Origin of the sequence: Roseimicrobium gellanilyticum (assembly GCF_003315205.1) — a bacterium.
Lineage (GTDB): Bacteria > Verrucomicrobiota > Verrucomicrobiia > Verrucomicrobiales > Verrucomicrobiaceae > Roseimicrobium > Roseimicrobium gellanilyticum.
In genome coordinates this window covers 180,066-201,809 of sequence record NZ_QNRR01000007.1, presented here as the reverse complement: position 1 = coordinate 201,809, position 21,744 = coordinate 180,066, and the positions used below count along the sequence as shown (strand labels likewise).

Below are 21,744 nucleotides of genomic sequence, written 5' to 3'. Positions count from 1 at the left end.
CCGGGTTCAACTTCCTTTGGCATCAAGCCCATGCAGCTTCATTTTTGAAGCTGTCTCCGCCAGTAACCCGCCATCCAGTGGACGTGGCCTTCGCAGAAGAAGACGTCGCGGTAGTCATCGCCACTCACCAAGGGTGGGAGCTGGTCGATGCGCTGTTCCCGGCGGATGTGGTAGAAGTCACCGCGATTCTTCAACGTTTCAAGGCACCGGAGCGCAAGCTTATCGTAACCGGCATCCGGCAACAGACGATGCGCGGCACCGAGGTAGTCAGCGCCATAGCCGAGCACCTCGAAATGCTTGCTCTGTGCCGTTTGGTCGACGCTGCGGGCGAGCAAAGCAGCCTGGTGAACAAGTGCGGGTTGCCAGACAGCATCGAGGTCCGGACGCAGGAGATGGAGCTGTTCCAGGCAGAGCACTGGCAGGCCATGCATGGTGATGCCCGTAGCCTTGTCAGGGCGCAGCAGTGTGGCTTTCAAGGCGAGCCATGTTTCAAAACTCTGGCGCGATTTGGCACTGGGCCGCCATGACTCTGCCAGGGCGTGAAGGTAGAGAAAGTAAGCGGCCGCCATCGGGTGCCACTCCAGGCGCTTCCACCAGATGGGCTTCCCAAAGTAGACGCCGCTGTGGTCATGATCATGCCACCAGTCGGAGAAGGAGACGATGACCTCCTCGATTTGTTTTTTCTCCGCCGCATCGGCCAGGGTACGGTGATACGCATGCAGGCCGAGCGTGATGCCTGCATACTGGTCGGCACTGCATTCCTCGATGCCCGCCAGCTTGTGGATGCCGGCGTAGGGCTTCGGAAACCAGCCGCGACCACCGCCGCCGTTTCCGGCTGATGGCGCGGCATTGCGCCAAAGCGTGACAATGGCATCCAACGTGCGGCGGGCGAGTTCACGCACTTTCGGATCGTGGGTGGCTTCGTATTTGAGGCAAAGCGCCATCAGATACGCGCCGCTGGCCTCGCCTGCATTTTCGTAGTTGAGCCAAACGGCTTTCAGCGCGTCCGGCATCGCCGAGTGTTCTGGATAACCGCCTTTGCCCTTGGGACGATCGAGCACCTCGGTATTCGTCAATGGCTTCATGGTACGACCATTCACCCCGCTGCGCAGGATGCCGTCTTCGTCGCGGAAGACACGCTCGATCACTTCCTGCACGGTGGCTTCCACCTCCTCGAAATTCTTGCCGTAGCTCGCGGGCGGGAAGTCACCGCTGAATACATCGCGAGTCACCCCGGATGCCGGCTTTCCAGGAAATTGGGCCAGCAAGAATTCCGCCGCCTTCGCATAAGCGTCGTCTGGGGAGCGGTGTCCCGCTGAGACACCGACATGCAGATGCACCGGGACGAGATTCAACCCGGGCTGCAACCTCTGTGTCGTCGCGACAAGGCGACGCGTGAAGCCGATGCAGTCCTCCGAGTTCACACGATCATCCGCATTCCCAATGCTGATCCATACCGTGCGGTTCACCATCTTCTCCAGCACCCCATCGAGGCTGAAGCCTGCCACCTGCGCTGCAGTGACACCGGAAAACTCCTTCAGGGCAAGAGGATTCGTCACTGGCGAAATGCCGACGACGGCCTGAATGCGTGGTTCCCCAGCCGCGAAGTGCAGAGCGCAGAAGCCACCGCGCGAAACGCCCTGCACAACAACTTGCTTCCCATCTGTGATCCCTTCATCAATGAGATGATCGAGCACATCGACGCAGTTCCGCACATACGGCCCCATGAAGTCGTGACCGTTCTTCGCATGCGTGGCCCAGCCACTCAGACTCTTTGGCTGGCCTTCTTGGACGTCGTGCCCTTCACACGCTGGATCGAGCAGCACATACCTCCAGCCATGCTTCGCCAATATCTCTCCAGTGCCGATGAGATAGCGCATCCCCTCCTGCCCCATTACCGAAATCGGATTGCCAATGATGAAGAGCGTGGGCGCCGGACTGCCGGATGAATCGCCCGAGATGGCATAATGCGTGCCGCGAGGCGTCTGCGACTGCAGCAGTTCTGTCGCATGGATGGCAACTGCCTGAAACGAGAACACGACAGCAAATAGCGTGAGAAGAACCTTCATAGATTGAGGAAATCCCGACCGCATTGCCTACGTCACCTGGCAGCAGGATCTTGCTCGACGACTGCACAGCAACTTTAACCGCTCGAACTTGCAGCGCGTTTCTGAGCTAGGCGTTTGATGCTTTGGAACTGCTCTTCCCTTCAAGAGCAACTTCGTCAGGATATCCAAGCTCCTTCAACGCACTCCGCATTTTCTCAAACTCCGCCTGCACCTGCTCTGTCGTGTAGCTCCCTGCATTGAGAGAAAACAAACGCCGCCACGGGTATGTTCCCGCTTCTTTGGTCAGGCTGGCATCACATATCCATACACCCAAAAAGGCAGTAGGGCCTGGCCCTTTGTGAAGCTTGGGCTGCACGTGAGCATCCACCATGGCACCGAGAACACGCTCTGCCGTGATGGTTTGTTTTTTCAAACCATCACGCCAGGTCACAGGACCAGTACCGATGGGAGGCACACAGAGGTCGGTCCATTCCATCCACACCAGCGCTCCGATGAGCCAGGCCCAGAATGCAAAGACCAGGGTGCCCCAGAGGACCCCCCACTCGCCCTGAGCCACGGCACTCACGAGACTGCCCAGCGTGAGCACGGCAAAGAACACAAAGCCCACGCACATGGCCAATCCGGGCCTGGAGCGCAATCTCAGCTCCCTCCCCGGCACATAGGCGATGGTGTGGCTGGTGGAGAGGAGTTTCATGGGTGACCCGATGCACCAAATTTCTCCGGCCTCGGCACGGGATCAATCATCATGTAACCCGGATTCTTTCCCCGCTGCTCGTAGCACTCGTCTCCTTCGTAGTAGTACCAGAGCCGCTGCTTCTGCTTGTCTGTGAGCGTCACCTGCTCGCAGGAACCGACGCCTTTGAACAGGCCGCGCAGGACCCGCAGCACCTCTTCCGAATCCGCCTCGGCACGCAGCTCCAGAATCACGCCATTGCCCAGGACGAGGACGAGCTTGTAGATCTCATCCTTGTCGGACAAGTCCCATACGGTGGGCCGATAGGCCTCCCGCGTCTCTGGATACTCCCAATCGATGATGTCGATGAGCGCCTTCATGAATCCGGGCACAAAAAAACCGGAGCCACGCTCCGGTTTCATGTGAAAGTCAAAACACCAGCGACGCTCAAAATGGGATGTCGTCGTCTTCGAGTCCGTCGGTAATGGGCCCGTCGCCGTATTCTTCATTCGCCGGCTGGGACTGGCGTGCGGGCTGGTTGCCACGAGGAGCGCCGCCGCCACCACCACCACCGCCGCTGCGGTACTGCTGCTGCGGGCGCTGCTGGTATCCACCACCACCGCCGCCGCCGCCACCGCCCTGGTCATCACCAGAGCCGTCGCGCTTGCCACCGAGCATCTGCATGATTTCACCGACGACGCGCAGGCGGCTGCGCTTCTGTCCGGTCTGCTTGTCCTCCCACGAATCCATCTGGAGACGACCTTCGATGAAGACTGGGCTGCCCTTTTTCAAGTACTGGCTGGCAATCTCAGCCAAACGCGCCCAGAGCACCACGTCCACATAGGTCACCTCTTCACGCTTTTCGCCGTTGTCCGCAGTGTACGAGCGGTTCACCGCAATGGCCAGGTCGGCCACGGCGCTTCCTTTGGGTGTGTAACGGACTTCGGGATCCCGCGTGAGATTCCCCATGAGCATCACTTTGTTGTAGGAGGCCATAGCGGAGCGAGGTTAGAGGGAGTGAGTAAGGATGGCGAACTAATTTCGGCGACGGGCCGCAAAAACCCATCGCCGGAGAGATCCGCCGCGTGAATCAACAGAAACTTCAGGCCTTAGCGGCGCTGGAAGTACTGCATGTACACGTTGTCATTGAGCTTGAGGCGGGCCTGCACCTTGTCCACGGCGGCCGGCTCAGCTTCGAAGAGGAAATTGATGTAGTAGCCGCTCTCCACGTGGCGGGGAGCGAAGGGGAACTTCTTTTTGCCCAGGTTGTCCACCTGCTGAAGTTTCACACCATTGGATTCGAATTCCTTGCCGAGCTGGCTCACCAGCGTTTCGACATTTTCTTCGCGTCCCTTCATGTCCAGGACGATCATCGCTTCATACTTGCGGCTCATGGTTTTTCCGTAGTTTCGTTGTTGGATTGCTCTTTGCGGTTGAAAATGTTCATCGCGTTGGCGATGCCGGAGCGCAGGGCGGTGCGCACGGCATCCGAGGCCCTGTCCAGCACCTGCGCCAGCGCGGGGCGCTCCCCTTCCGTGAAGCGTCCCAGCACGTGTCCCACCATGCGGTCACCCGCGGGACGGCCGCCTTCCGGGGCGATACCGACTTTCAGGCGGGGGAAGTCCTCTCCTCCGAGATGGGAAATCAGGGAGCGGACGCCGTTGTGCCCGCCAGCGCTGCCTTTCTGCCGGATGCGCAGGGACCCCAGCGGGAGGTCCACGTCATCATACACGGCCAGCACTTCGCCGGGCTCAATCTTGTAGAACCGGCTCACGGCGGAGACAGCCTCGCCACTGAGGTTCATGTAGGTGAGAGGCTTCAGCAGCCACCCACCACCGAACTTGGCGAGCGCGCAATCCCAGCGCTTTTCGGACACCCAGGAGGCACCGAACTGGCTGGCAAGCGCGTCCACGACCATGAAACCGATATTGTGCCGCGTGTCTTGGTAGTCGCGTCCCGGATTGCCCAATCCCACGATCAAGCGTGGCTTCAGCGAAGGGAGAGGGCCGGAGCCGGACACATCCAGTCAGACGACGCGCAACAGGGTTACTTCTTGGCCGGAGCGGCCTTCGCGGCAGGAGCAGCCGCAGCAGCGGCGCCCTTGGCGGGAGCGGCGGCGGCAGCAGGAGCTGCGGCAGCGGCAGGAGCGGGTTCTTCAGCCACGGTGGGCTCCTTCAGGATGGCCACCACCACGTCGGCTTCGATCTTGGTGGAGACTCCGGCCGGAAGCTTGAGGTCGCTCACGTGGATGGAGTCACCGATATTGAGGGGCTCCACGTCCACTTCGAGGCTCTCGGGAAGGTCCTTGGGAAGGCAGTGCACTTCCAGCGAGTGGAGGATGAATTCCAGCTTGCCGCCCTTCTTCTCCGCTGCATCAACACCATTCAGGATGATGGGCACGTTCGCGTGGATGTCTTCATCCGCGGCGACGGCGTGGAAGTCGATGTGAAGCACGCCACCCTTGAGGTAGTCGTGTTGCACTTCCTGCACCAGCGCGAGGGAGTCGGCGGATTCGCCGGCGATCTTCAGGTTCACCAGGATGTTGTCCGACACGCTGTGAGCGACCAGACGGCTGAAGGTCTTGGCGTCGACTTCAAGATTCTTGCTGTCATGCTTCTTGCCGTAGATCACGGCGGGAATGCTGCCTGCTTTGCGCAGACGGCGGACGGCTCCGTTGCCCACGGCAGTGCGGGTCTTGGCATCCAAATCGAGAATCTTGGCCATGTACTTTGTCTCCTGAGGTTCGCTGGTTTACGGGGAAAGGGCGGAGAGGGTACCCGGTATGGCACGTCTGTCAACTGGGAGATGGATTTCCTTCCCGCGTGCCGCCCTAAATAATAAGGCGTCCACAGGCAGGACCCATGGACGCCAAGGAGTTAACGCGAGGTGAATTACGCCTTCTTCGGTGCCGCGGCGGTCTTCGGTTCCGCAGGCTTGGCCGGGGCAGCGGTGGGCTTCACGGGAGCGGCAGGCTTGGCAGGGGCCGGGGCCACGACGGCGGGCTTGGGCTTGGTCACCATCTCAAAGTCGTCGGTGCGGAAGGGCGTGACGGGCAGGCCTTCCTTGGAAATGAGGTTAAAGACAGGATTGTCCGACCAGGCGAAGCGCACGGCCTTGGGGGCTGCGACGGCTTCGCTCCAGACTTCCACCTTGTCATTCCCCACAATCTTGGCCTGCGCCCAGACCCACTTCTTGTCCTCGCCGCAGATGGCGAAGCCCTTCACGTCATTCACGTCCACGGTGCGGAGGCCGGAGCCGAAGCAATCCACGGTGACCGTCACCTTGTTGCCCTTGATTTCGTGGCTCTTCAGCTCCGGGCTGCGGTAGGCAATCTTGATGCCGTAGTCCTTTGCCAGAGCCCAGCGCACGAGGCGGGCGGCCACGTCGTACTTGTTCTTCGGGTGGATGTCGTTGGCCTCGCCGAGGTCGGTGATGACGGCCTGGCCGCTGTTCGGCAGCTTCTGGCTCAGGGTCTGGGCCTCACGCAGCTCTGCCCAGGCGCTGTCGCCCGGCTGGTCCTTGTACGCCATGAAGTCGGCCAGCTGCACCCAGTAGAAGGGGAAATCACCCTGCTTCCACTCCTTGCGCCACTCCGTGATCATGAAGGGGAAGAGGTCGCGATACTCCAGCGCGCGGCCCGCATTGGACTCGCCCTGGTACCAGATGACACCCTTGATGCCATACCCGAGGGTGGGATGCATCATGCCGGCGAAGATATTGCCGGGGCGATGCTGACCCGTCAGCGGATTCTGCGGAGCGCGGGGAGCTTGGGGCGCGGGCTTGTTCGCGGCCTTCGCCGCAGCCACGGCTTCCTTCCACTTGGCCGTCTGCGCTTCGAAATCTGCCTTCGCCTTCACTGGGTCAAAGCCGTTCTTCTCCGTGGTCTTCCAGCGCTCCATGAGGTCCTTGAACCGCGGGTCGGACTCGATGGTCGAGCGGCGCACCCACGCCTCGGCGGAGGAACCACCCCAGGCATTGTCGATCAGGCCCACCGGCACGCCGAGCACCTCATGCAGGTAGCGGCCAAAGAAGAAACCCACCGCGCTGAAGGGCTTTGCCGTGTCCGCATTGGAAAGCTCCCACTTCGCGTCGATGTCCGTCTTCAGGTCCTGCGTGCCCACCATGGGCAGGGCAAAGAGACGCAGGCCGGGGTGCTTCGAGGCCAGCGCCTCCAGGTCACCCTTCCAGTCACCCGCCACGGTGAAGCCCATGTTGGACTGGCCGGAGCACATCCACACCTCACCGATGAGGATGTCCTGCACGTCCTTCGCGGTCGTGCCCTTGATGTTCATCACCTGCGGATTGGCATTGGCCACCTGCGGGTCCAGCTTCACGGTCCACTTGCCGTCCTTGTCCGCGTCTGCGGCATACATCTTCCCGGCGAAGGTGACAGAGACTTTCGTGCCTGGCGTGTCCCAACCCCAGATGGGATTGGACTGCTTCTGCTGCAGGACCATGTGGTCGCCGATGACGGACGGCAGCTTCAACTCCGCGCTCGCGAGGCCTGGCGTAAGCGCCAGCGCGAGCAGGAGGGAATGGATGAGTTTGCGATGCATGATGTTTGGCGTGGTCTAGGTCGGTTGATTCCTGAGATAAGAATGGAATTCGAGACCCGCCTATACGTCGGGGAAAAGGCGGACATTTCGCGACCGCTTTGCGACAGCCGGATTATTTCGTCAGCCTCCACCCACCTTTGCTCACCTCCAGTCCGCTGTGACCGGAGTATTGATTATAGACTTCCTGCATCTCCTCGATGGAATCAAAGTAGCCCACGATGAAGGCCGCGCTGAAGGATTCACCCGCCTTGATGGGCCTCCCTCCGATTTCCTGGATGAAACAGACATAATTGCGCTGATGACACCAGGCCTCATACACGTCTACCGCATTCAAGGTCATGCCCGCCAGCCATGGGCCATCGGCACCGGTTTTGGAATCGCGGAGGCGATAAGCGCGGATGAAGCGCTTGGGTGGCTCGCGTCCCTCGCGGCGGTAGTGGAACTTTTCGTCCGGGGCGAAGTTGGTGAGGAAGGCGGATGCGGGCACGGTGCCCCCGTGGCGGATATCGAGCTTGTGACCTCGCACGTGGAACGGCGGTGAATCAGGCGGTGGTGGCCATGAGTAACTAAGGTAGATCTCGCTGAAGGTATCGCCCTCCTTGTGCTTCACGTGGCCGGGCATGTCGATGCGGAGGAAGAGACCGTCGCTGTCGTTCGCGCTCGTGACCTTGTCGGTGGAGATGAAGTACCGCTTTCCTTCCGGGAAGACGAGTGTCTGCGACCACTGTGAGCCCGCCTTCTTGTCCGGCGCGGCCTGGTGGTATTTCCAGTTCATGGTCACGGCGATGAAGTCGCTCCCGCGAATGACCTGCGGTGAGAGTTCCTTTGCCTGGGTGCAGATTTGCGGTCCTTCGATGAGACGCTTCGCGATGTTTCCGTGATGCGGATTGTTGAACTCATAGCGCAGAGTCTCCGGCACTTGGGCGCGGTAGGTTTCGTCGCTCCCGGACTCCATGAGGAAGTCCACGATATCGAGACCGAAGCCGGGATCACGAAAGCCGGTTTTCTTGTCTAGCATGCTTCCCGCCGCCACACCACTCACATAGCCCTTCTTGCGAACGGAAAAGTCGAGCGCGGTGCCGGTGACGTGGATGAGTTCATCTGTCTCGGTGACTTTGAAGTTTTGAGCCGCTGCCGGAGTGGGAAGCAGAAGGGTGATGAGGCCGAGCAGTCCGAGAATCAGAGTGGATTTCATGATTGTGGGAATGGTCGAAGAGTACGCGGGTGGTGCGGGGATGTTTCGGGGACCGGTGCACGCGATCGTCAGGACAGAGGAACTGTGTGATGCCAGAGAAGATCGGACTACGAACGACGGATTCGGATGCTGTGACGCGGAGCGTCCTTGGACTGTGCGCAGCCTGCTGCCACTTTAAAGAGTCCACAGCCTGCTGTGGCGATGGTGACACCCGCCAGTGAGGGGGCGTGTCCAGAAAAGCTTCGCGACTGCGTCGCGGTGGAGCGTGCAGCAGGCTGCACTTTAGGAAAGCGGCAGCAGGCTGCGCGCAGTCCAAGGCCTTCGGCACCTATTCCGTATCGTTAACCTGACGTTCATGCTCGTTGCGATCATGAGACCCGACTTCCAGTAGGCGCGCCGCCTTCGAGAGTCCCTCTCACTTCTTCATCTCATACATCTCCCCATTCGGTCCGGAGGGGGAGAAGATCATGAGGTAGTGGCCTTTGCCGAGCTTGTAGAGGTAGCCCACGGAATTGTTATTCTTCTGCGCCTCGGTGGGATTGTCTTTCACGCCGTAGTATCGCCCGACGGGGTCGCCTTCCACGTAGGCGCCGCCGGTGAAGAGGTAGCGGTTTTCATCCTCGCGTACCAGGGTGCCTTTGCGGCGCTGGGAGCCGGTGGACTTGTGGAAGACGAGGTCCTTGCCCTCGGTGCCGATGCGGCACTTGAAGTAGGGGTAGGTGTAGGCTCCGTACTGGCCGGTCTGGAGGCTGCGCACCTGCCAGTTCCCCTGGAGTTCCTCGCTGGTGGTTATCGGCACCCGGGGCTTGGCCAGCACGGCGAGCATGTCCTCGGCAGCGGCCAGGCTCTCTTTGTCCTGGGTGGTCTTTTTGATTTCCCCCAGTTGGGACTTCAGGGCCTCCTCGGCACCGGCGAGGACCTTCTGTTCATCATCATCCATGGCGCTCTGCTGGGCTTTGACGGCCCCCACGCCGATGCCGTGGACAGAAGCGATGTGCGACACGGTCACCAAACAGAGGACCAGCCAGAGCGGAACATGGAGATTTCGGCAGAAAGTCATGGGCTGGAAAATGCTGCAATCGGTCCTCAATCCGAGCAACTTAAAACGCCGGACTGAATTAAACTTCAGCGAATCTCCGCAAAAAAGGGTCTAAAGGATGGATTTGCCCTGAAAAAACCAGACTTTCTCCGGTAGACTTCCTGTCTGCATGTATATTTATAAGGATTTTCCATGACTTCCGACAAGCAGCGCGTCCTCATCATTGTCGAGAACCTGCCCGTACCCCTCGACCGTCGGGTATGGCAGGAAGCGTGTGCTTTGCGCGATGCGGGCCATGACGTGACGGTGATCTGCCCGCAGATGCGCGGCTACACCCAGGCGGAGGAGGTGCTGGACGGCATCCAGATCTACCGCCACTGGATCAGTGGCGAGGCCAAGGGCATCCGCGGATTCCTCAGCGAGTACGCCTCCGCGTTGCTGGGGGAATTCTGGTGCGCGCTGAAAGCCTGGCGGCGCAAGGGGTTCGATGTGATCCACCTCTGCAATCCGCCGGATCTGCTCTTCCTGGTGGCGCTTCCCTTCAAGCTCTTTGCCCAGGTGAAGGTGGTCTTCGACGTGCATGATCTCTGGCCAGAAATGTTTGAGGCGAAGTTCGGCGGGAAGGGATTGCTCTACCGCGCGGTGCGCTTTGCCGAGCGCTGCACGCTGGCACTGGCGGATGTGGTCATCGCGACGAATCAAAGCGTGCTCTCCACGGTGAAGCAGCGTGGGCGCAAGAGTGATGACGATGTCTTTGTGGTGCGCACCGCCCCGCACAAGCTGAATACCCAGGTGGCCGCGGACCTGACACTGCGCAAGGGACGCAAACATCTCGTGGGCTACATCGGCGTGATGGGCAATGCGGACGGCGTGAACTACCTCATCGAGGCCGCCAGCCACATCGTGCACCACCGCCGGCGCAATGATGTGCAGTTCCTGCTCATGGGCAGCGGACCGGAGCATGAGGAGCTCACGAAGCTGCGTGACTCCCTGTCCCTGCAGGGCTTCGTGGACATGCCCGGTCGCGTGACGAATGAGTTCCTCTTCACCGCCCTGAAGACGATGGATCTCGGCGTGGCGTGTGACCCCATCAACGACTACAACGACCACTGCACCATGAACAAGACGCTGGAGTACATGGCCTTCAGCCGGGCACAGGTGATGTTTGGCACCAGGGAAGGACGCTACTCCGCTGGCGATGCCGCCAGGTATGTGATGGAGAACTCCGCGGAGAAGCTGGGCGATGCGATTCTGGAGATGATCGACAATCCCGACGAGCGCGAACGCATGGGCGCCCTGGGATATGAGCGGCTCACAAATGAACTGAGCTGGGAGCGCTCTGTGGAGACACTGCTCGCCGCGTACGAGCGGGCCACCAGCCGCTCCTGACCTCCCTTCCCCTTCTCCTCTCCTGCCCAGCCCTGCCCGCATGCTCACGCAGACCTTCAAGGCTCTCGTCGCCGCCGCACTCTTCCTCGCGCTGCTGGCGGTGGGTGCTCTGGGCACGGAGACGCGGCTGCTTCTCTTCTGGCCGGGCTGTGCCGTGCTGGGTCTTGCAGGTCTCATCGCCGGTCTACGCTGGACATGGCGCATCCAGCACCCGCCCTCCCACTGGTGCCTGCTCACGGGACTCCTTTTCGCCGCCTACCTCATGGTGCGGCAGATGACCTCGCCCGTGACCATCCATGCGCGTGAGGACCTCTTCATGCTGCTCGGCTGCGCGGTGGCCTACACGCTGAGCGCCACCGTGCTGAGCCAGCCGCGTGCGCGAACCATGATCCTCGTCGCGCTGCTGCTCATCCTCGTGGGGAATCTCACCGTGGGATTCATCCACTTCAGTGACAAGGGCATGATGCACTACCACATCGTGCCGGAGTACATGCGGGCCTTCGGCGATGGCGAGCGCATCGGCGGCTTCTTCAACAACTCCAACCACCTCGCTTCCTTCCTCACCATGATGACCCTGCTGGCGGCAGGCATGGCCACCTTCGGTCGCAGCGGGGCAGTGCGCCGCTTGAGCATCGCCTTCGCAGGTCTCTCCGCCGCCGTGGGTGTGGCCCTCACCGTGAGCCGTGGCGCCATGGTGGGGCTGGCCATCGGCATGGTGGTACTGGCTGTATTAGGAGTCATCATGCTGTATCGCACCCAGCGGCATCTGCTGGGCAAGGTGCTCGCCGGTGTGGGTGTGCTGGCCGTGCTGGGCGGACTGGTGCTGTACGGGGTCTTTGCCGAGCAGCTTCGCTCACGCCTCGGCGGCTCGGGTTTTGCCGAGGGCGACCCGCGTCCCTTCATCTGGCGTGCAGCGCTGGCGCAGCATGCCGGGAGCCCCTGGGTGGGCGCGGGCTCACGCATGTTCACGGAGGGCTGCATCACCTACCGCACCGCAGATACGCCTGCGTGGACGAAGGACGCCCTCTTTGTGCACAACGACTGGCTGCAGCTCCTCACGGAGTACGGCTGGGTGGGGCTGGCGCTGGGCCTGCTCTTTGTCGGGAGCCACCTCGTGCATGCCTTGAGATTTCTCAACTGGTACGCCTCGGAGCGCTTCCCCCGGAGCGCGACCCTCATGAGCAACAAGCTCGGCATCCTGCTCGGGGCCGTTGCCGCGCTGGTCGCGGTGCTCGTGCATGCCCTGTTTGAGTTTCACTTCCACGTCCCTGCCACCGCCATCACGGCCGCGCTGCTCTTTGGCTTCCTGGCAAATCCGGGATTCAAGCCGGAGAACAGGCAGCCCATGCGCCTCCCGGTGGTCCGTTCCGCCTTGAAGCTCACCCTCATCGCAGCCGGGGCGTGGATGCTCTACGGCACCTGGCAATTTGGCCGGGCAGACTACTACGCGGAGAAGGCGGAGATGCTCAAGCCGGAACCGCAGGACATCTTCTCCCTGGATGATGTGGTCCCCCAGAAGCTGGAACTGCTGTCCAAGGCCATCGACCTCGACCCGCAGAATGCCCGGCTCTGGTACCGCCGCGGCATGGTGCGGCTGGAGGCCGCCTCCGGTCAGCCGCAACCGCTCGTGCAGAGCCTGCTTTCCCGCGCGCGCACCGACCTTGAGGAAGCCTGCCGGTTGAACCCCTACCACATGTTCTCCGTGCGTGCGCTGGGGGACGTGTATGACCCGCTGGGCATGCCCCAAGAGGCCTACGCCTCCATCCAAAAAGCGGGAGCCCTCGCCCCTCTCTATGGTGAGCCGAGGCTGGCGCTGGCCTTCCACTACCACCGCCTCCAGCGCTGGCAGGACGCGGAGCTGGCGTACCTCTGGACGAATGAAGCACGCGCCGGACGCCGGGATGAGTGGTTCAGCTACTATGAAGGCATGCTCCGTCAGGCGGCAGGCGCCACGGACCCGCTGGCGGCGCAGGCACAGGCACAGGCACAGGCACAGTAGCAGGCAGGATTGCGGCTTTTACTGACGGGAAAGTCACGCAATTTCGGGACGGGAGTTGATTTTGGTCGGAATCTCCCTTCACTGCGCGACCCATGAAAAATCACCTCCGCGTCCTCAGTGGCACTGCGCACACCGCATTGTCACAAGCCATCGCCGACAGCCTCGGCGTGCCGCTTGGCTCAGCCACGGTGGAGACTTTCCCGGACGGTGAGACCTTTGTGCAGATCAATGAGAACATCCGCGGTCGCGATGTCTTCATCGTGCAGCCCACCTGCCCGCCCGCGAACCAGAACCTCATGGAACTGCTCATCATGGTGGATGCTGTGCGCCGTGCCAGCGCGGACCGCATCACCGCCGTGCTGCCCTTTTTCGGCTACGCGAGACAGGACCGCAAGGACCGCCCCCGCGTGCCCATCACCGCCAAGCTCGTGGCGAACCTCCTCGTGGCTGCCGGTGTGAATCGCGTGCTCACCATGGACCTGCACGCTGGTCAGATTCAGGGCTTCTTTGACATTCCCGTGGACCATCTCTACGCCGCGCCCGTCCTCATCAAGGCCATCCGCGAGCGTGGCATCGAGGACCTCGTGGTCGTCTCCCCCGACGTGGGCGGCATCAAGATGTGTCATTCCTATGCGAAGACCCTTGGCGTGCCTCTCGCCATCGTGGCAAAGAACCGCATCAGCGCCGAAGAAGTGGAAGCCCTCAGCGTCATTGGCGATGTGAAGGGCAAGAATGTGCTCATGGTAGATGACCTCACGGAATCCGCCGGCACCCTCACCGCCGCCGCCAAGCTCCTCAGCGAGAGCGGTGCGAAGAACATCTACGCCGGTGTCTCCCACGCCGTGCTGAGCGAGAAGGGACGCGAGCGCCTGGATGCCTCCCCCATTCTGGAAGTCTTCACCACGAACTCCGTGCCGCAGGCCTATGGCAGCAAAGTGACCGCGCTCAGTGTGGCGCCACTCCTGAGCGAAGCCATCAAGCGCATTCACGATGACGAGTCGGTGACCTCGCTCTTCAATGTGGGCTGAGCGCGAATTGAACGGACTGGCCGTGAGCTGGCACAGTGGAGGCGAGAAAGTGTATCGCCTCAGAGCCACTGCAATCGAGGTAGTACTCTGGAGCAATCTTCCGGTATGCATCGTGGCATACCTGATAACCCGGTGGGGAGCCGCCGCGTCGGCTTCCTAATCAGGTGGGCAGAGGCGGTGTGGAACTGGTGCCTCACAAGCCGGTATCACCGGGAAGCTCCGCCCCACCTCCGCCCGCTCTAGTAAGGAAGCCGGCGCAGCGGCTCCCCACCGGTTCAGAGAGACCAGAGGGACGCTCAAGAGGTCTATCCTGCCCCCAAGTACCCGGCAGTTTCAATCTCCACCCTCCCACAAAAGAAAAAGAGCAGCATCTCGCGATGCTGCTCCTCAAATTTGAATCGGACTCTGGTGAGTCAGGGATGCTTAGTAGCGATCACGACGGCCACCGCCGCCATAGCCACCACCACCGCCGCCGCCGTAGCCGCCGCCACCACCCTTGCGACCGCCGCCACCGCCGTAGCCGCCGCCGCCACCACCATAACCACCGCCGCCGCCAGCGCGCTCTTCACGAGGACGGGCTTCATTGATCTTGAGGGGACGACCCATCCATTCGGAACCATCCAATGCCTTGATCGCAGCTTCCATGGCTTCCTTGGTACCCATGGTCACGAAGGCAAAACCACGCGGGCGGCCCGTTTCACGATCGGAAGGAAGATGAATATCCGTGACATCGCCGTACTGCTCGAAGAGGGCACGGACATCGGTTTCAGTGGCTGTCCAAGACAGGTTGCCCACGTACATTTTCGTATTGCTCATTTTGTCGTATCAGCTCGACGACTGCAATTTCTTCGACTGTGCCCGATCACCGGGTTTTCAAATCCCCACCGAATGCTCCCTTGTGCTGTTCCGTGGAAATTACCATGCCTTGAACTTAACAGATGTTTAGCCAGAAGCGCTCTGATACACCCATTTGGCTGGCGGTGCAAGTTCAGTTCCCGGGGGCATTCCTCAATGAAGCCCGGCTTAAGCAATCATGAGGCACCTGCACCTCCTGCACAACCACATGCCACCCCGGAAGGACGCGGGCGGAAAGTTTTCCGCTGGCACCCCTGTACTCTCCCGGTACAGAATCCGCCTCCATGAAAACGCGTACCGCATTTCTCCTCTCCCTGCTTCTCTGCCAGGCCCTTCCGTCCCAAGCGGCGGATGAATCCGGCTTCGTCTCCATCTTCGACGGCAAGACGCTCAAAGGCTGGCACGTCAGCGCCAAGTCCGGCCACAGCCGCACCAGCAAGAACACCAGCGGCGGCAAGTGGGAAGTCGTGGATGGCGCCATCACCGGCTCCCAGGACGTCCCCGGAAACGGCGGTCTCATCCTCACGGACGAGCAGTACAGCGAGTTCGAAGTCATCGTGGAAATGAAAAACGACTTCGGTCCGGACAGCGGTCTCTTCCTCCGCAGCACGGAGGATGGCAAGTGCTACCAGGGCCTCATCGACTTCCACAAGGACGGCAGCCTCATGGGTCTCTATGGCGAAGGTCTCGGCGGCAAGCCGCACTTCCGCTTCTTCAACTTCGGCGCGACCGAGTCCGACATCACCCTCACTCCCGACCGCACCCCTCCGGGTGCCGATGGCAAGCCTCAGGTGGTCGACATGACTCCGGAGAAATGGAAGACCTTCTGGAAGGCGGGCGACTGGAATGAATTCAAGATGCGCATCACCGGTGGAGACAAGCCCACCATCACCACCTGGATCAATGGCCTGAAGATCATGGAATGGACCGAAACGGAAGCGCGCCTCCCCGCCAAGGGCAGCATCGCCCTGCAAGTGCATGGCGGCGGTGACTGGACGAAGAGCTTCGTGCGGTATCGCAACATCCGGGTGAAGGACCTGAGCAAGAAGTAAGCATTGCCAGGGGCGCGAATCTCACCGTATGGATTCGCGCCCCAGAAAATGGCGGAGTGCGCAGAAGAACTGCCTGTACTGCACTCCACTCCCCCCACCCTGACAGTTAGATGAAGCGGGGCTTCCTCGTGCTTCTCGCCATCGCAGTGATGGCCTTGGTCGGCTACCTGCTGCTGCCTTGGGTATCGCACCATCCCGTGGAGTTCCGCGCCGTGGAGGTGGCGCCCGAACTGTCTGGGCGGCGCATGCTGCGCTATGAGGTGAAGAACACCTCCTGGTTCACGGTGATTCTTTTCAGCGGGATTCTGGACCGTCCGGACGCGGCAGACCATGACGCCGCCTGGGATCCTCCCTTCATGCAGGCCGGGGACCTGAAACCCGGCGAGGTCTTTGAAGGCCAGTACTTCCTGGAGCGAGACCGCCCCTTCCCCGGCGGCAAAGCCCACGTCTACTATTTCTGGTCCTTTCCCTTGCGGGAGAAAACCAGCAGCGCCGCCTCCGGCCTGATCGGATATGTCCCCGGGGCACTCCAATGGCGAATCGAAAAACTTCGCGAACCCCGGCAGACCTCCATCAATGATGTGGAACTCCCTGCGGAGTTTGGCGCGGGTTTTTAGGAGACCCATTCACCTTGCCACATCCGGCCCCTCAAAGAAGGCTCCGCCTTCTCCATTGGCTGACTACTGGATGAAAAGTCTGCCACCCGGTCTGACCCACTGACCCTCTCCCCTCATTTCACCCCAAAACAAAAAGCCCGGAGCACATGCCCCGGGCTTTTCAATTGATTGAATGAATCAATGCCGATCCAGAAGCAGGCTGCTTACGCCTTCGCGTACAGGTCTGCCACGGCCTTCCAGTTCACCACATTCCACCAGGCAGCGATGTAGTCAGGGCGCTTGTTCTGGTACTTGAGGTAGTAGGCGTGTTCCCAGACGTCGATGCCCAGCAGCGGGGTGCCGGAGCCGTCCATGAGCGGATTGTCCTGATTGGGGGTGGAGGTGATGGCGAGCTTGCCATCCTTCTTCACCAGCCAGGCCCAGCCGGAGCCGAAACGGCCCACGCCAGCCTTGGCGAAAGCTTCCTTGAAGGCATCGAAGCTGCCGAACGCTTCATCAATCGCCTTGGCGAGGTCGCCCGTGGGAGCGCCGCCCGCGTTGGGGGCCATGATGTTCCAGAAGAAGGTGTGGTTCCAGTGGCCGCCACCGTTGTTGCGCACAGGGCCAGCGATGTCCTTGGGCACCTTGTCGAGGTTCTTCACCAATTCATCGATGCTCAGGGCTTCGAGATCGGCCTTGCCCGCGATGGCGTTGTTCAGGTTCGTCACGTAGGCGTTGTGATGCCGGCCGTGGTGAATCTCCATGGTGGTGGCATCAATGTGCGGTTCCAGAGCCGCCTTGTCATAGGGAAGAGGAGGGAGGGTGTGTGCCATACGATGGGATTGGTATACGGTTCTCGGTTTTGGTATTGAGACTCGCGAATGCGAGCCACAGACTGGCAGAGGATACGCACGCGGGCAAGCGGTTGGTGGCATGGATCTTGTGCATCCTGCAAGGGCCGCGAATCGCGACGCGACCATCCTCGGAAGGAGTCGTGAATGTCACGGAAGACCGGAAAGTCCCGCAACCCGCAGACTGAATCGGTACGTAACCGGTGGATTACCTCGCTGCGAAGTCGCATTCCCTGCTTGAACCCGTGGGCGAAGCGCGTTTACAGGGGGCTCCCACGAAATGATCCTCGCAGCCCTTCCTGAACCCAGCCGCAGCGGCGACGTACTAATGGCCTTCCTCAGCATCCTCTTTGAGGGTGCGCCCTACATTCTAGTAGGCACTTTGCTTTCAGGCTTCATCGACGCTTTCCTTCCCGCCAAGCTCCTGGACCGGATGCTGCCGAAGAACAAGGTGCTCTCCACACTGGCAGCCGGTTTCCTGGGTCTCATCTTTCCCGTGTGCGAGTGTGCCGTGGTACCGGTGGTGCGGCGACTGGTGCAGAAGGGCCTGCCCCTCTCCTGCGCGCTGGCCTACCTGCTCTCCGCGCCGATTGTGAATCCCATTGTGATCGTGAGCACGCTCACGGCCTTCAAGGAATTCCAGCACAAAGGCTACGGAACCGCCTACAACGATGAGCTGGCGGAGCGCAAGGCCAACGGCGGCACAGGCGGCGTCTCCGACCATGCGGCTGCCATTCAAAATGCCCTGAGCCAGACGGGCATGACCTTTGCACGACTTTCCCTCGGCTACACGGTCGCGGTACTCATCGGCCTCGTGCTCATGCGCAAAAGACCGGGCGACATCCTGCACCCCTCTGTGGCGGCAGGCATTGAAGCCGCGAATGGTGGCGGTGGCCACAGCCATGCTCCGCCAGATGGCTTTGACTCCAAGCTGACCCACGCCATGCGCACCAGCATGCGGGACTTCCTGGATACCGCGATGTACTTCGCCATCGGCGTGATGATCACCAGCGTCTTCAACACGCAGGTGGACCAGACCCGCATCGAGGCAGTCTCCTCGAACGACTTCTTTGCCGTGCCCTCCATGATGGGTCTGGCGTTCATTCTGGCACTCTGCAGTACGTCAGACGCCTTCATTGCCGCTCCCATGGCCATGCCGGAAGCGGGCTTCCCGAGCGCGGCGAAGCTGGCCTTCCTCGTTTTCGGCCCCATGCTGGACGTGAAGCTCGTATTCATGTATGCTTCCATCTTCCGTAGGAAGTTCCTCATGGGCCTGTGCGTCGCGCTGTTCCTTCTGGTGGCGCTGCTGAGCAAGCCCTGGGAAAAGGTCTTCTTCCCCTCGGACAATAGCAAAGTCATCCCTGCCGCCACCACCAGCCAGACGGCGACTCCGCCTGCCACGAATCCCTGAGCCCCCTCCGTGTCATGACTTCCAAGCGCATCGGCATCCATCTCATCAGCGTGTCCCTGCTCCTCCTGTGGGGTGGCATCATGCTGTATTTCTACACCAGCGGACGCATCACCCACTACCTGCCTCCGGACGGCATCTTCCGGCCCATGGTGCTCTGGAGCAGCATCGGGTTGATCGTGCTGGCGCTTTTCAATCTGGCCACCATGAAGGCGAAGGAAGCCGCCTGCTGCGCTGACGATGGACATGATCATGATCACGACCACTGCGGGCATGACCATCACCATGACCACGCGCACAAGCACGACCACGGCCATGCGCATGCCCACGGACACGGTCACTCCCATGAGCACAAGGACGGATGCTGCGGTGGCCACGGACACTCCCATGACCATGGGCACAAGCATGAAGATGCCCATGCGCACTCCCACGCTCACGAGCATGAGCATGAGCATGACCACGGTCATGGCCATTCCCACAGCCACGAGCACAAGGACGGATGCTGCGGCGGCCACAGCCACTCCCACGATCACGGGCACAAGCCCGACAATGGACATGTGCATGGTCCCGGCTGCGGGCACGATCATGGCCACGGTCACCACCATCACGACCACGCCCACGGCTGCTGCGGAGGTGGTGGCGTTGGCGTTGACCACGTGCACAAGGATGAGCACGACGACCACGACCACGAGCACAGCCATGCGGGTCACTCCCACGGCATCCTGGAAGAGAGCGGAATGGTCGGCCGTGTTGTGGCCATCTGCCTCCTGGCCGTGCCGGTGAGCTACGCGGCCATGCACACGCCAGACAAGTTCAGCGCCAATGCGGTGGTGAACAAGGGCGTGTACGCGCAGAACTACGGCCAGGGCGCCCGGGCCGAGCAGTACTCGCTGAAGAGAGAACGCCCCGGCACCGGCAACACCAATGCAGTGACCACCGCCCCTGCCCCGGACAAGCCCGTTGCCGCCACAGGCACCCCACCCTCCTCGACTCCCGGCGGACAAGATGTGATGCCCAAGGTGAATGTGGCCGAGGTGGAGAAGCAGGCCGCCAAGGGTGCCGAGACGAAGAGCTACGGCTCCTTCACCCTCGCAGACCTCGAGGCCCAGGTGCCCAAGAGCAAGGACGGCAACTTCATGCTGGAAGTGACCGAGCTCTACTACACCGCGGGCGACAAAGAGGTGCAGTCCGTGCTCACTGGTCAGCCGGTGGAAACCATCGCGCAGGTGCTTCCTGAAAAGGTGAACAATGAAAAGGGAACCCGCCTGCGCCTCTTCCGCATGCTGGTGCAGTGCTGCGCGGCAGACGCCCGTCCTTACTCCATCCCGGTGGAATTCGGAAAGGAAGCTCCTCACTTCAAGGAAATGACCTGGGTGAAAGTAGTCGGCAAGATGTCCTTCACTCAAGAGGGCGGCCAGACCGTTCCGGTACTGGAGGCCACCAAGATCGAGGAAACCGCCGCGCCAGAGAATCAGATGATCTACTGAGGCAGCCAGCCTCCGTCAGACAGACTTTGTCAAAAGGCCCGCCTCTCATGAGGCGGGCTTTTTTCTTCCAAGAAGAACGGGCGCCCTCCTACGCCGGAGGCGTTGAACATTGTCCAGCCCAAGGTCAGCTTGCGAAGCAAGCGCCACCTTGGGTGGTGATGCGAAACGTATCGAACACCGAAGGTGTTCCACAAACGGGCGCCGGAGCCGGACGATGTGGCTTACCGATAATCCGCCTTTGTGGAACACCTTCGGCGTTCCTGAATCATCATGCCATCCCGGGGTGGCGCCCGCTTCGCGAGCTGACCCCGGGCTATGCGTGTACAACACCTTCGGTGTAGGAGCATCCATGAGCCATGGCGATATTTTCGTGGCGTTCACTTGGACAAACTCCACGGCACCAAACTAGTGCCGCAACCCGCCAAACAACACGATGATGTCGATGAGGAACATCACCACGATGGACGCCTCCAGGAACACCATGAGGCGGTGGTTCTGCTCCTGTTTCAGCATCTCATAAAGGTCATCCAGCGTCTTGAGCTTGTCGTCGATGGTACGATGCCAGTCAGCGAGGTGGAAGCGGCGTGACACGGCTTCATAGAGACGCGCAAGATGCCAGTCGCCGAAAAATTTGGTGATGTTCGAGAGTTCGTCACTGAAACGTGCGAGATCGATGCGCACCTCACGAAGGCGATTCATGAGCGTGGTCCTGCTGAAGAGCTTCGGCGGATGCAGCAGATCCGCGTAGGAGCGCTCCAGGGCGGCATCCAGCAGGCGGTCGTAGGCAATGAGTTCCTCAAGCTGGAGATTCGCCAGTTCCAGCACGTGCAGCGTCTCCTCCATGTCCGCCGCTTGATCCATCACGAGTGCCGCATCCCAGTCCACCACCACAAGGTCGGTACGGTAGTAGGAGAGAAACTGGCTCGTGGACTCCTCGGCTTCCTGTTGCGAGAGCAGGCTGCCATCCGGTTCCTGCGTGAGGATGGCAGCAATGTCGCGGCGATTCGACTCAAACCATGCCTCCGCGTGGAAGGCGGGACCATCGCCATTGGCCTTTGGAGTTTCGATGCAGAAGACCGTGTACGCCTCCCCCTCCGGGAGCGCCACCGCAGGTCTCACGGCGTAGGGAGCCAGCTCTTCATGGATCGCTTTGGTGAGTGAGACGAGGTGCGCATGAATGACCGCCTTGGCAAAGGCCGGGGCATCAAAGGCGCCCAGCTGCTCCAACCGCGAAATCGCAAACGGCACCCTCAGCATGATGCTCACCGCGCCGATGGGCAGCACCTTCACCATGCGCTGCACCGTGACCTCGCCCATGGGTGAGTTCATCTTCACCGGCTCCAGCTTCGCGGCGCGCAAGTGCTGGAAGAGATGCTGCTTCGGGCTGCGCTTCGCGGGTCCCACCTGATGTGGCAGCAGAGGCTGGCCCAGCAATGTTTCTGGAATGGGGCGCTTCAACTCATAAGCCACATCAATGGCGAACAAGTAGACGACCTCTCCCGTGAACGCCTGCGGTGTCGTATTCGCCATGGCTTGTGTCGGAACGT

Annotated in this window: 20 protein-coding genes; 7 read left to right on the top strand and 13 right to left on the bottom strand. The window is 61.1% G+C overall.

Annotation, left to right across the window (positions count from 1 at the left end; all coding sequences use genetic code 11):
- Positions 1-38: 38 nt before the first annotated feature.
- The 10 genes from DES53_RS19435 to DES53_RS19390 form a co-directional block, all read right to left on the bottom strand.
- Entirely contained in the window at positions 39-2,069 is a 2,031-nt protein-coding gene (locus DES53_RS19435; RefSeq protein ID WP_170157228.1) for an alpha/beta hydrolase family protein, read from the bottom strand.
- A 106-nt stretch (positions 2,070-2,175) separates the two neighbouring features.
- Positions 2,176-2,763: a hypothetical protein gene (locus DES53_RS19430; RefSeq protein ID WP_113959967.1), complete on the bottom strand. Its 588-nt coding sequence runs from the start codon at positions 2,761-2,763 to the stop codon at positions 2,176-2,178.
- Entirely contained in the window at positions 2,760-3,164 is a 405-nt protein-coding gene (locus tag DES53_RS19425; protein ID WP_113959966.1) for a hypothetical protein, read from the bottom strand. Before DES53_RS19425 ends, DES53_RS19430 begins: the two co-directional genes overlap by 4 nt.
- Before the next feature lie 25 nt (positions 3,165-3,189).
- Complete coding sequence (gene ssb / locus DES53_RS19420; protein ID WP_113959965.1) at positions 3,190-3,738, bottom strand: single-stranded DNA-binding protein; 549 nt, start codon at positions 3,736-3,738, stop codon at positions 3,190-3,192.
- 113 nt (positions 3,739-3,851) lie between these two features.
- Positions 3,852-4,136, bottom strand: a complete 285-nt coding sequence (gene rpsF, locus DES53_RS19415) for a 30S ribosomal protein S6 (protein WP_113959964.1) — start codon at positions 4,134-4,136, stop codon at positions 3,852-3,854.
- The gene (gene pth, locus DES53_RS19410) at positions 4,133-4,735 is read right to left on the bottom strand and encodes an aminoacyl-tRNA hydrolase (protein WP_113960162.1); all 603 of its coding nucleotides are present in this window, start codon (positions 4,733-4,735) and stop codon (positions 4,133-4,135) included. Before pth ends, rpsF begins: the two co-directional genes overlap by 4 nt.
- 53 nt (positions 4,736-4,788) lie before the next feature.
- Entirely contained in the window at positions 4,789-5,466 is a 678-nt protein-coding gene (locus DES53_RS19405; protein ID WP_113959963.1) for a 50S ribosomal protein L25, read from the bottom strand.
- Positions 5,467-5,633: 167 nt separating this feature from the next.
- A complete protein-coding gene (locus tag DES53_RS19400; protein WP_113959962.1) occupies positions 5,634-7,298 on the bottom strand; it encodes a sialate O-acetylesterase in 1,665 nt (554 codons plus the stop codon).
- Positions 7,299-7,410: 112 nt separating this feature from the next.
- A complete protein-coding gene (locus tag DES53_RS19395) occupies positions 7,411-8,493 on the bottom strand; it encodes a hypothetical protein (RefSeq protein ID WP_113959961.1) in 1,083 nt (360 codons plus the stop codon).
- Between the two features lie 415 nt (positions 8,494-8,908).
- On the bottom strand, positions 8,909-9,553 hold the full coding sequence (locus DES53_RS19390; RefSeq protein ID WP_113959960.1) for a DUF4893 domain-containing protein: 645 nt from the start codon (positions 9,551-9,553) through the stop codon (positions 8,909-8,911).
- A gap of 171 nt (positions 9,554-9,724) precedes the next feature.
- Here DES53_RS19390 and DES53_RS19385 point away from each other — a divergent pair, with 171 nt between their 5' ends.
- The 3 genes from DES53_RS19385 to DES53_RS19375 all read left to right on the top strand — a co-directional run bounded on the left by DES53_RS19385 (position 9,725) and on the right by DES53_RS19375 (position 13,948).
- Positions 9,725-10,921 carry a glycosyltransferase family 4 protein gene (locus DES53_RS19385; RefSeq protein WP_113959959.1) on the top strand — a complete coding sequence of 399 codons (1,197 nt, stop codon included), beginning with the start codon at positions 9,725-9,727 and terminating at the stop codon, positions 10,919-10,921.
- Between the two features lie 40 nt (positions 10,922-10,961).
- Positions 10,962-12,920 (top strand): O-antigen ligase family protein, encoded by a 1,959-nt coding sequence (locus DES53_RS19380; RefSeq protein ID WP_113959958.1) that lies wholly within the window; start codon positions 10,962-10,964, stop codon positions 12,918-12,920.
- A 92-nt stretch (positions 12,921-13,012) separates the two neighbouring features.
- Positions 13,013-13,948: a ribose-phosphate diphosphokinase gene (locus DES53_RS19375; protein WP_113959957.1), complete on the top strand. Its 936-nt coding sequence runs from the start codon at positions 13,013-13,015 to the stop codon at positions 13,946-13,948.
- 423 nt (positions 13,949-14,371) lie between these two features.
- Here the strand turns inward: DES53_RS19375 and DES53_RS19370 are convergent, their stop codons facing one another.
- Positions 14,372-14,764 (bottom strand): RNA recognition motif domain-containing protein, encoded by a 393-nt coding sequence (locus DES53_RS19370; protein WP_113959956.1) that lies wholly within the window; start codon positions 14,762-14,764, stop codon positions 14,372-14,374.
- Positions 14,765-15,087: 323 nt separating this feature from the next.
- Between DES53_RS19370 and DES53_RS19365 the strand changes: the two genes are divergently transcribed.
- Together DES53_RS19365 and DES53_RS19360 are read left to right on the top strand one after the other, a co-directional pair.
- Positions 15,088-15,855 (top strand): 3-keto-disaccharide hydrolase, encoded by a 768-nt coding sequence (locus DES53_RS19365; protein WP_113959955.1) that lies wholly within the window; start codon positions 15,088-15,090, stop codon positions 15,853-15,855.
- 110 nt (positions 15,856-15,965) lie between these two features.
- On the top strand, positions 15,966-16,472 hold the full coding sequence (locus tag DES53_RS19360; protein ID WP_113959954.1) for a hypothetical protein: 507 nt from the start codon (positions 15,966-15,968) through the stop codon (positions 16,470-16,472).
- A 203-nt stretch (positions 16,473-16,675) separates the two neighbouring features.
- Here the strand turns inward: DES53_RS19360 and DES53_RS19355 are convergent, their stop codons facing one another.
- Positions 16,676-17,284 (bottom strand): superoxide dismutase, encoded by a 609-nt coding sequence (locus DES53_RS19355; protein WP_113959953.1) that lies wholly within the window; start codon positions 17,282-17,284, stop codon positions 16,676-16,678.
- A 298-nt stretch (positions 17,285-17,582) separates the two neighbouring features.
- On the opposite strand from DES53_RS19355, the gene DES53_RS19350 reads away from it, so the two are divergent.
- Together DES53_RS19350 and DES53_RS19345 are read left to right on the top strand one after the other, a co-directional pair.
- Positions 17,583-18,713, top strand: a complete 1,131-nt coding sequence (locus DES53_RS19350) for a permease (protein WP_113959952.1) — start codon at positions 17,583-17,585, stop codon at positions 18,711-18,713.
- Positions 18,714-18,727: 14 nt separating this feature from the next.
- Positions 18,728-20,197, top strand: a complete 1,470-nt coding sequence (locus tag DES53_RS19345) for a TIGR03943 family putative permease subunit (RefSeq protein WP_113959951.1) — start codon at positions 18,728-18,730, stop codon at positions 20,195-20,197.
- Between the two features lie 405 nt (positions 20,198-20,602).
- Here the strand turns inward: DES53_RS19345 and DES53_RS19340 are convergent, their stop codons facing one another.
- Entirely contained in the window at positions 20,603-21,727 is a 1,125-nt protein-coding gene (locus DES53_RS19340) for an RMD1 family protein (protein ID WP_113959950.1), read from the bottom strand.
- Positions 21,728-21,744 lie beyond the last annotated feature (17 nt).

Bases quoted from the DNA above. Each gene is read 5' to 3' on its own strand.
- DES53_RS19435 (WP_170157228.1), bottom strand. From the start codon at position 2,069: ATGAAGGTTCTTCTCACGCTATTTGCTGTCGTGTTCTCGTTTCAGGCA.
- DES53_RS19430 (WP_113959967.1), bottom strand. From the start codon at position 2,763: ATGAAACTCCTCTCCACCAGCCACACCATCGCCTATGTGCCGGGGAGG.
- DES53_RS19425 (WP_113959966.1), bottom strand. From the start codon at position 3,164: ATGAAACCGGAGCGTGGCTCCGGTTTTTTTGTGCCCGGATTCATGAAG.
- ssb (WP_113959965.1), bottom strand. From the start codon at position 3,738: ATGGCCTCCTACAACAAAGTGATGCTCATGGGGAATCTCACGCGGGAT.
- rpsF (WP_113959964.1), bottom strand. From the start codon at position 4,136: ATGAGCCGCAAGTATGAAGCGATGATCGTCCTGGACATGAAGGGACGC.
- DES53_RS19405 (WP_113959963.1), bottom strand. From the start codon at position 5,466: ATGGCCAAGATTCTCGATTTGGATGCCAAGACCCGCACTGCCGTGGGC.
- DES53_RS19400 (WP_113959962.1), bottom strand. From the start codon at position 7,298: ATGCATCGCAAACTCATCCATTCCCTCCTGCTCGCGCTGGCGCTTACG.
- DES53_RS19395 (WP_113959961.1), bottom strand. From the start codon at position 8,493: ATGAAATCCACTCTGATTCTCGGACTGCTCGGCCTCATCACCCTTCTG.
- DES53_RS19390 (WP_113959960.1), bottom strand. From the start codon at position 9,553: ATGACTTTCTGCCGAAATCTCCATGTTCCGCTCTGGCTGGTCCTCTGT.
- DES53_RS19385 (WP_113959959.1), top strand. From the start codon at position 9,725: ATGACTTCCGACAAGCAGCGCGTCCTCATCATTGTCGAGAACCTGCCC.
- DES53_RS19380 (WP_113959958.1), top strand. From the start codon at position 10,962: ATGCTCACGCAGACCTTCAAGGCTCTCGTCGCCGCCGCACTCTTCCTC.
- DES53_RS19375 (WP_113959957.1), top strand. From the start codon at position 13,013: ATGAAAAATCACCTCCGCGTCCTCAGTGGCACTGCGCACACCGCATTG.
- DES53_RS19370 (WP_113959956.1), bottom strand. From the start codon at position 14,764: ATGAGCAATACGAAAATGTACGTGGGCAACCTGTCTTGGACAGCCACT.
- DES53_RS19365 (WP_113959955.1), top strand. From the start codon at position 15,088: ATGAAAACGCGTACCGCATTTCTCCTCTCCCTGCTTCTCTGCCAGGCC.
- DES53_RS19360 (WP_113959954.1), top strand. From the start codon at position 15,966: ATGAAGCGGGGCTTCCTCGTGCTTCTCGCCATCGCAGTGATGGCCTTG.
- DES53_RS19355 (WP_113959953.1), bottom strand. From the start codon at position 17,284: ATGGCACACACCCTCCCTCCTCTTCCCTATGACAAGGCGGCTCTGGAA.
- DES53_RS19350 (WP_113959952.1), top strand. From the start codon at position 17,583: ATGATCCTCGCAGCCCTTCCTGAACCCAGCCGCAGCGGCGACGTACTA.
- DES53_RS19345 (WP_113959951.1), top strand. From the start codon at position 18,728: ATGACTTCCAAGCGCATCGGCATCCATCTCATCAGCGTGTCCCTGCTC.
- DES53_RS19340 (WP_113959950.1), bottom strand. From the start codon at position 21,727: ATGGCGAATACGACACCGCAGGCGTTCACGGGAGAGGTCGTCTACTTG.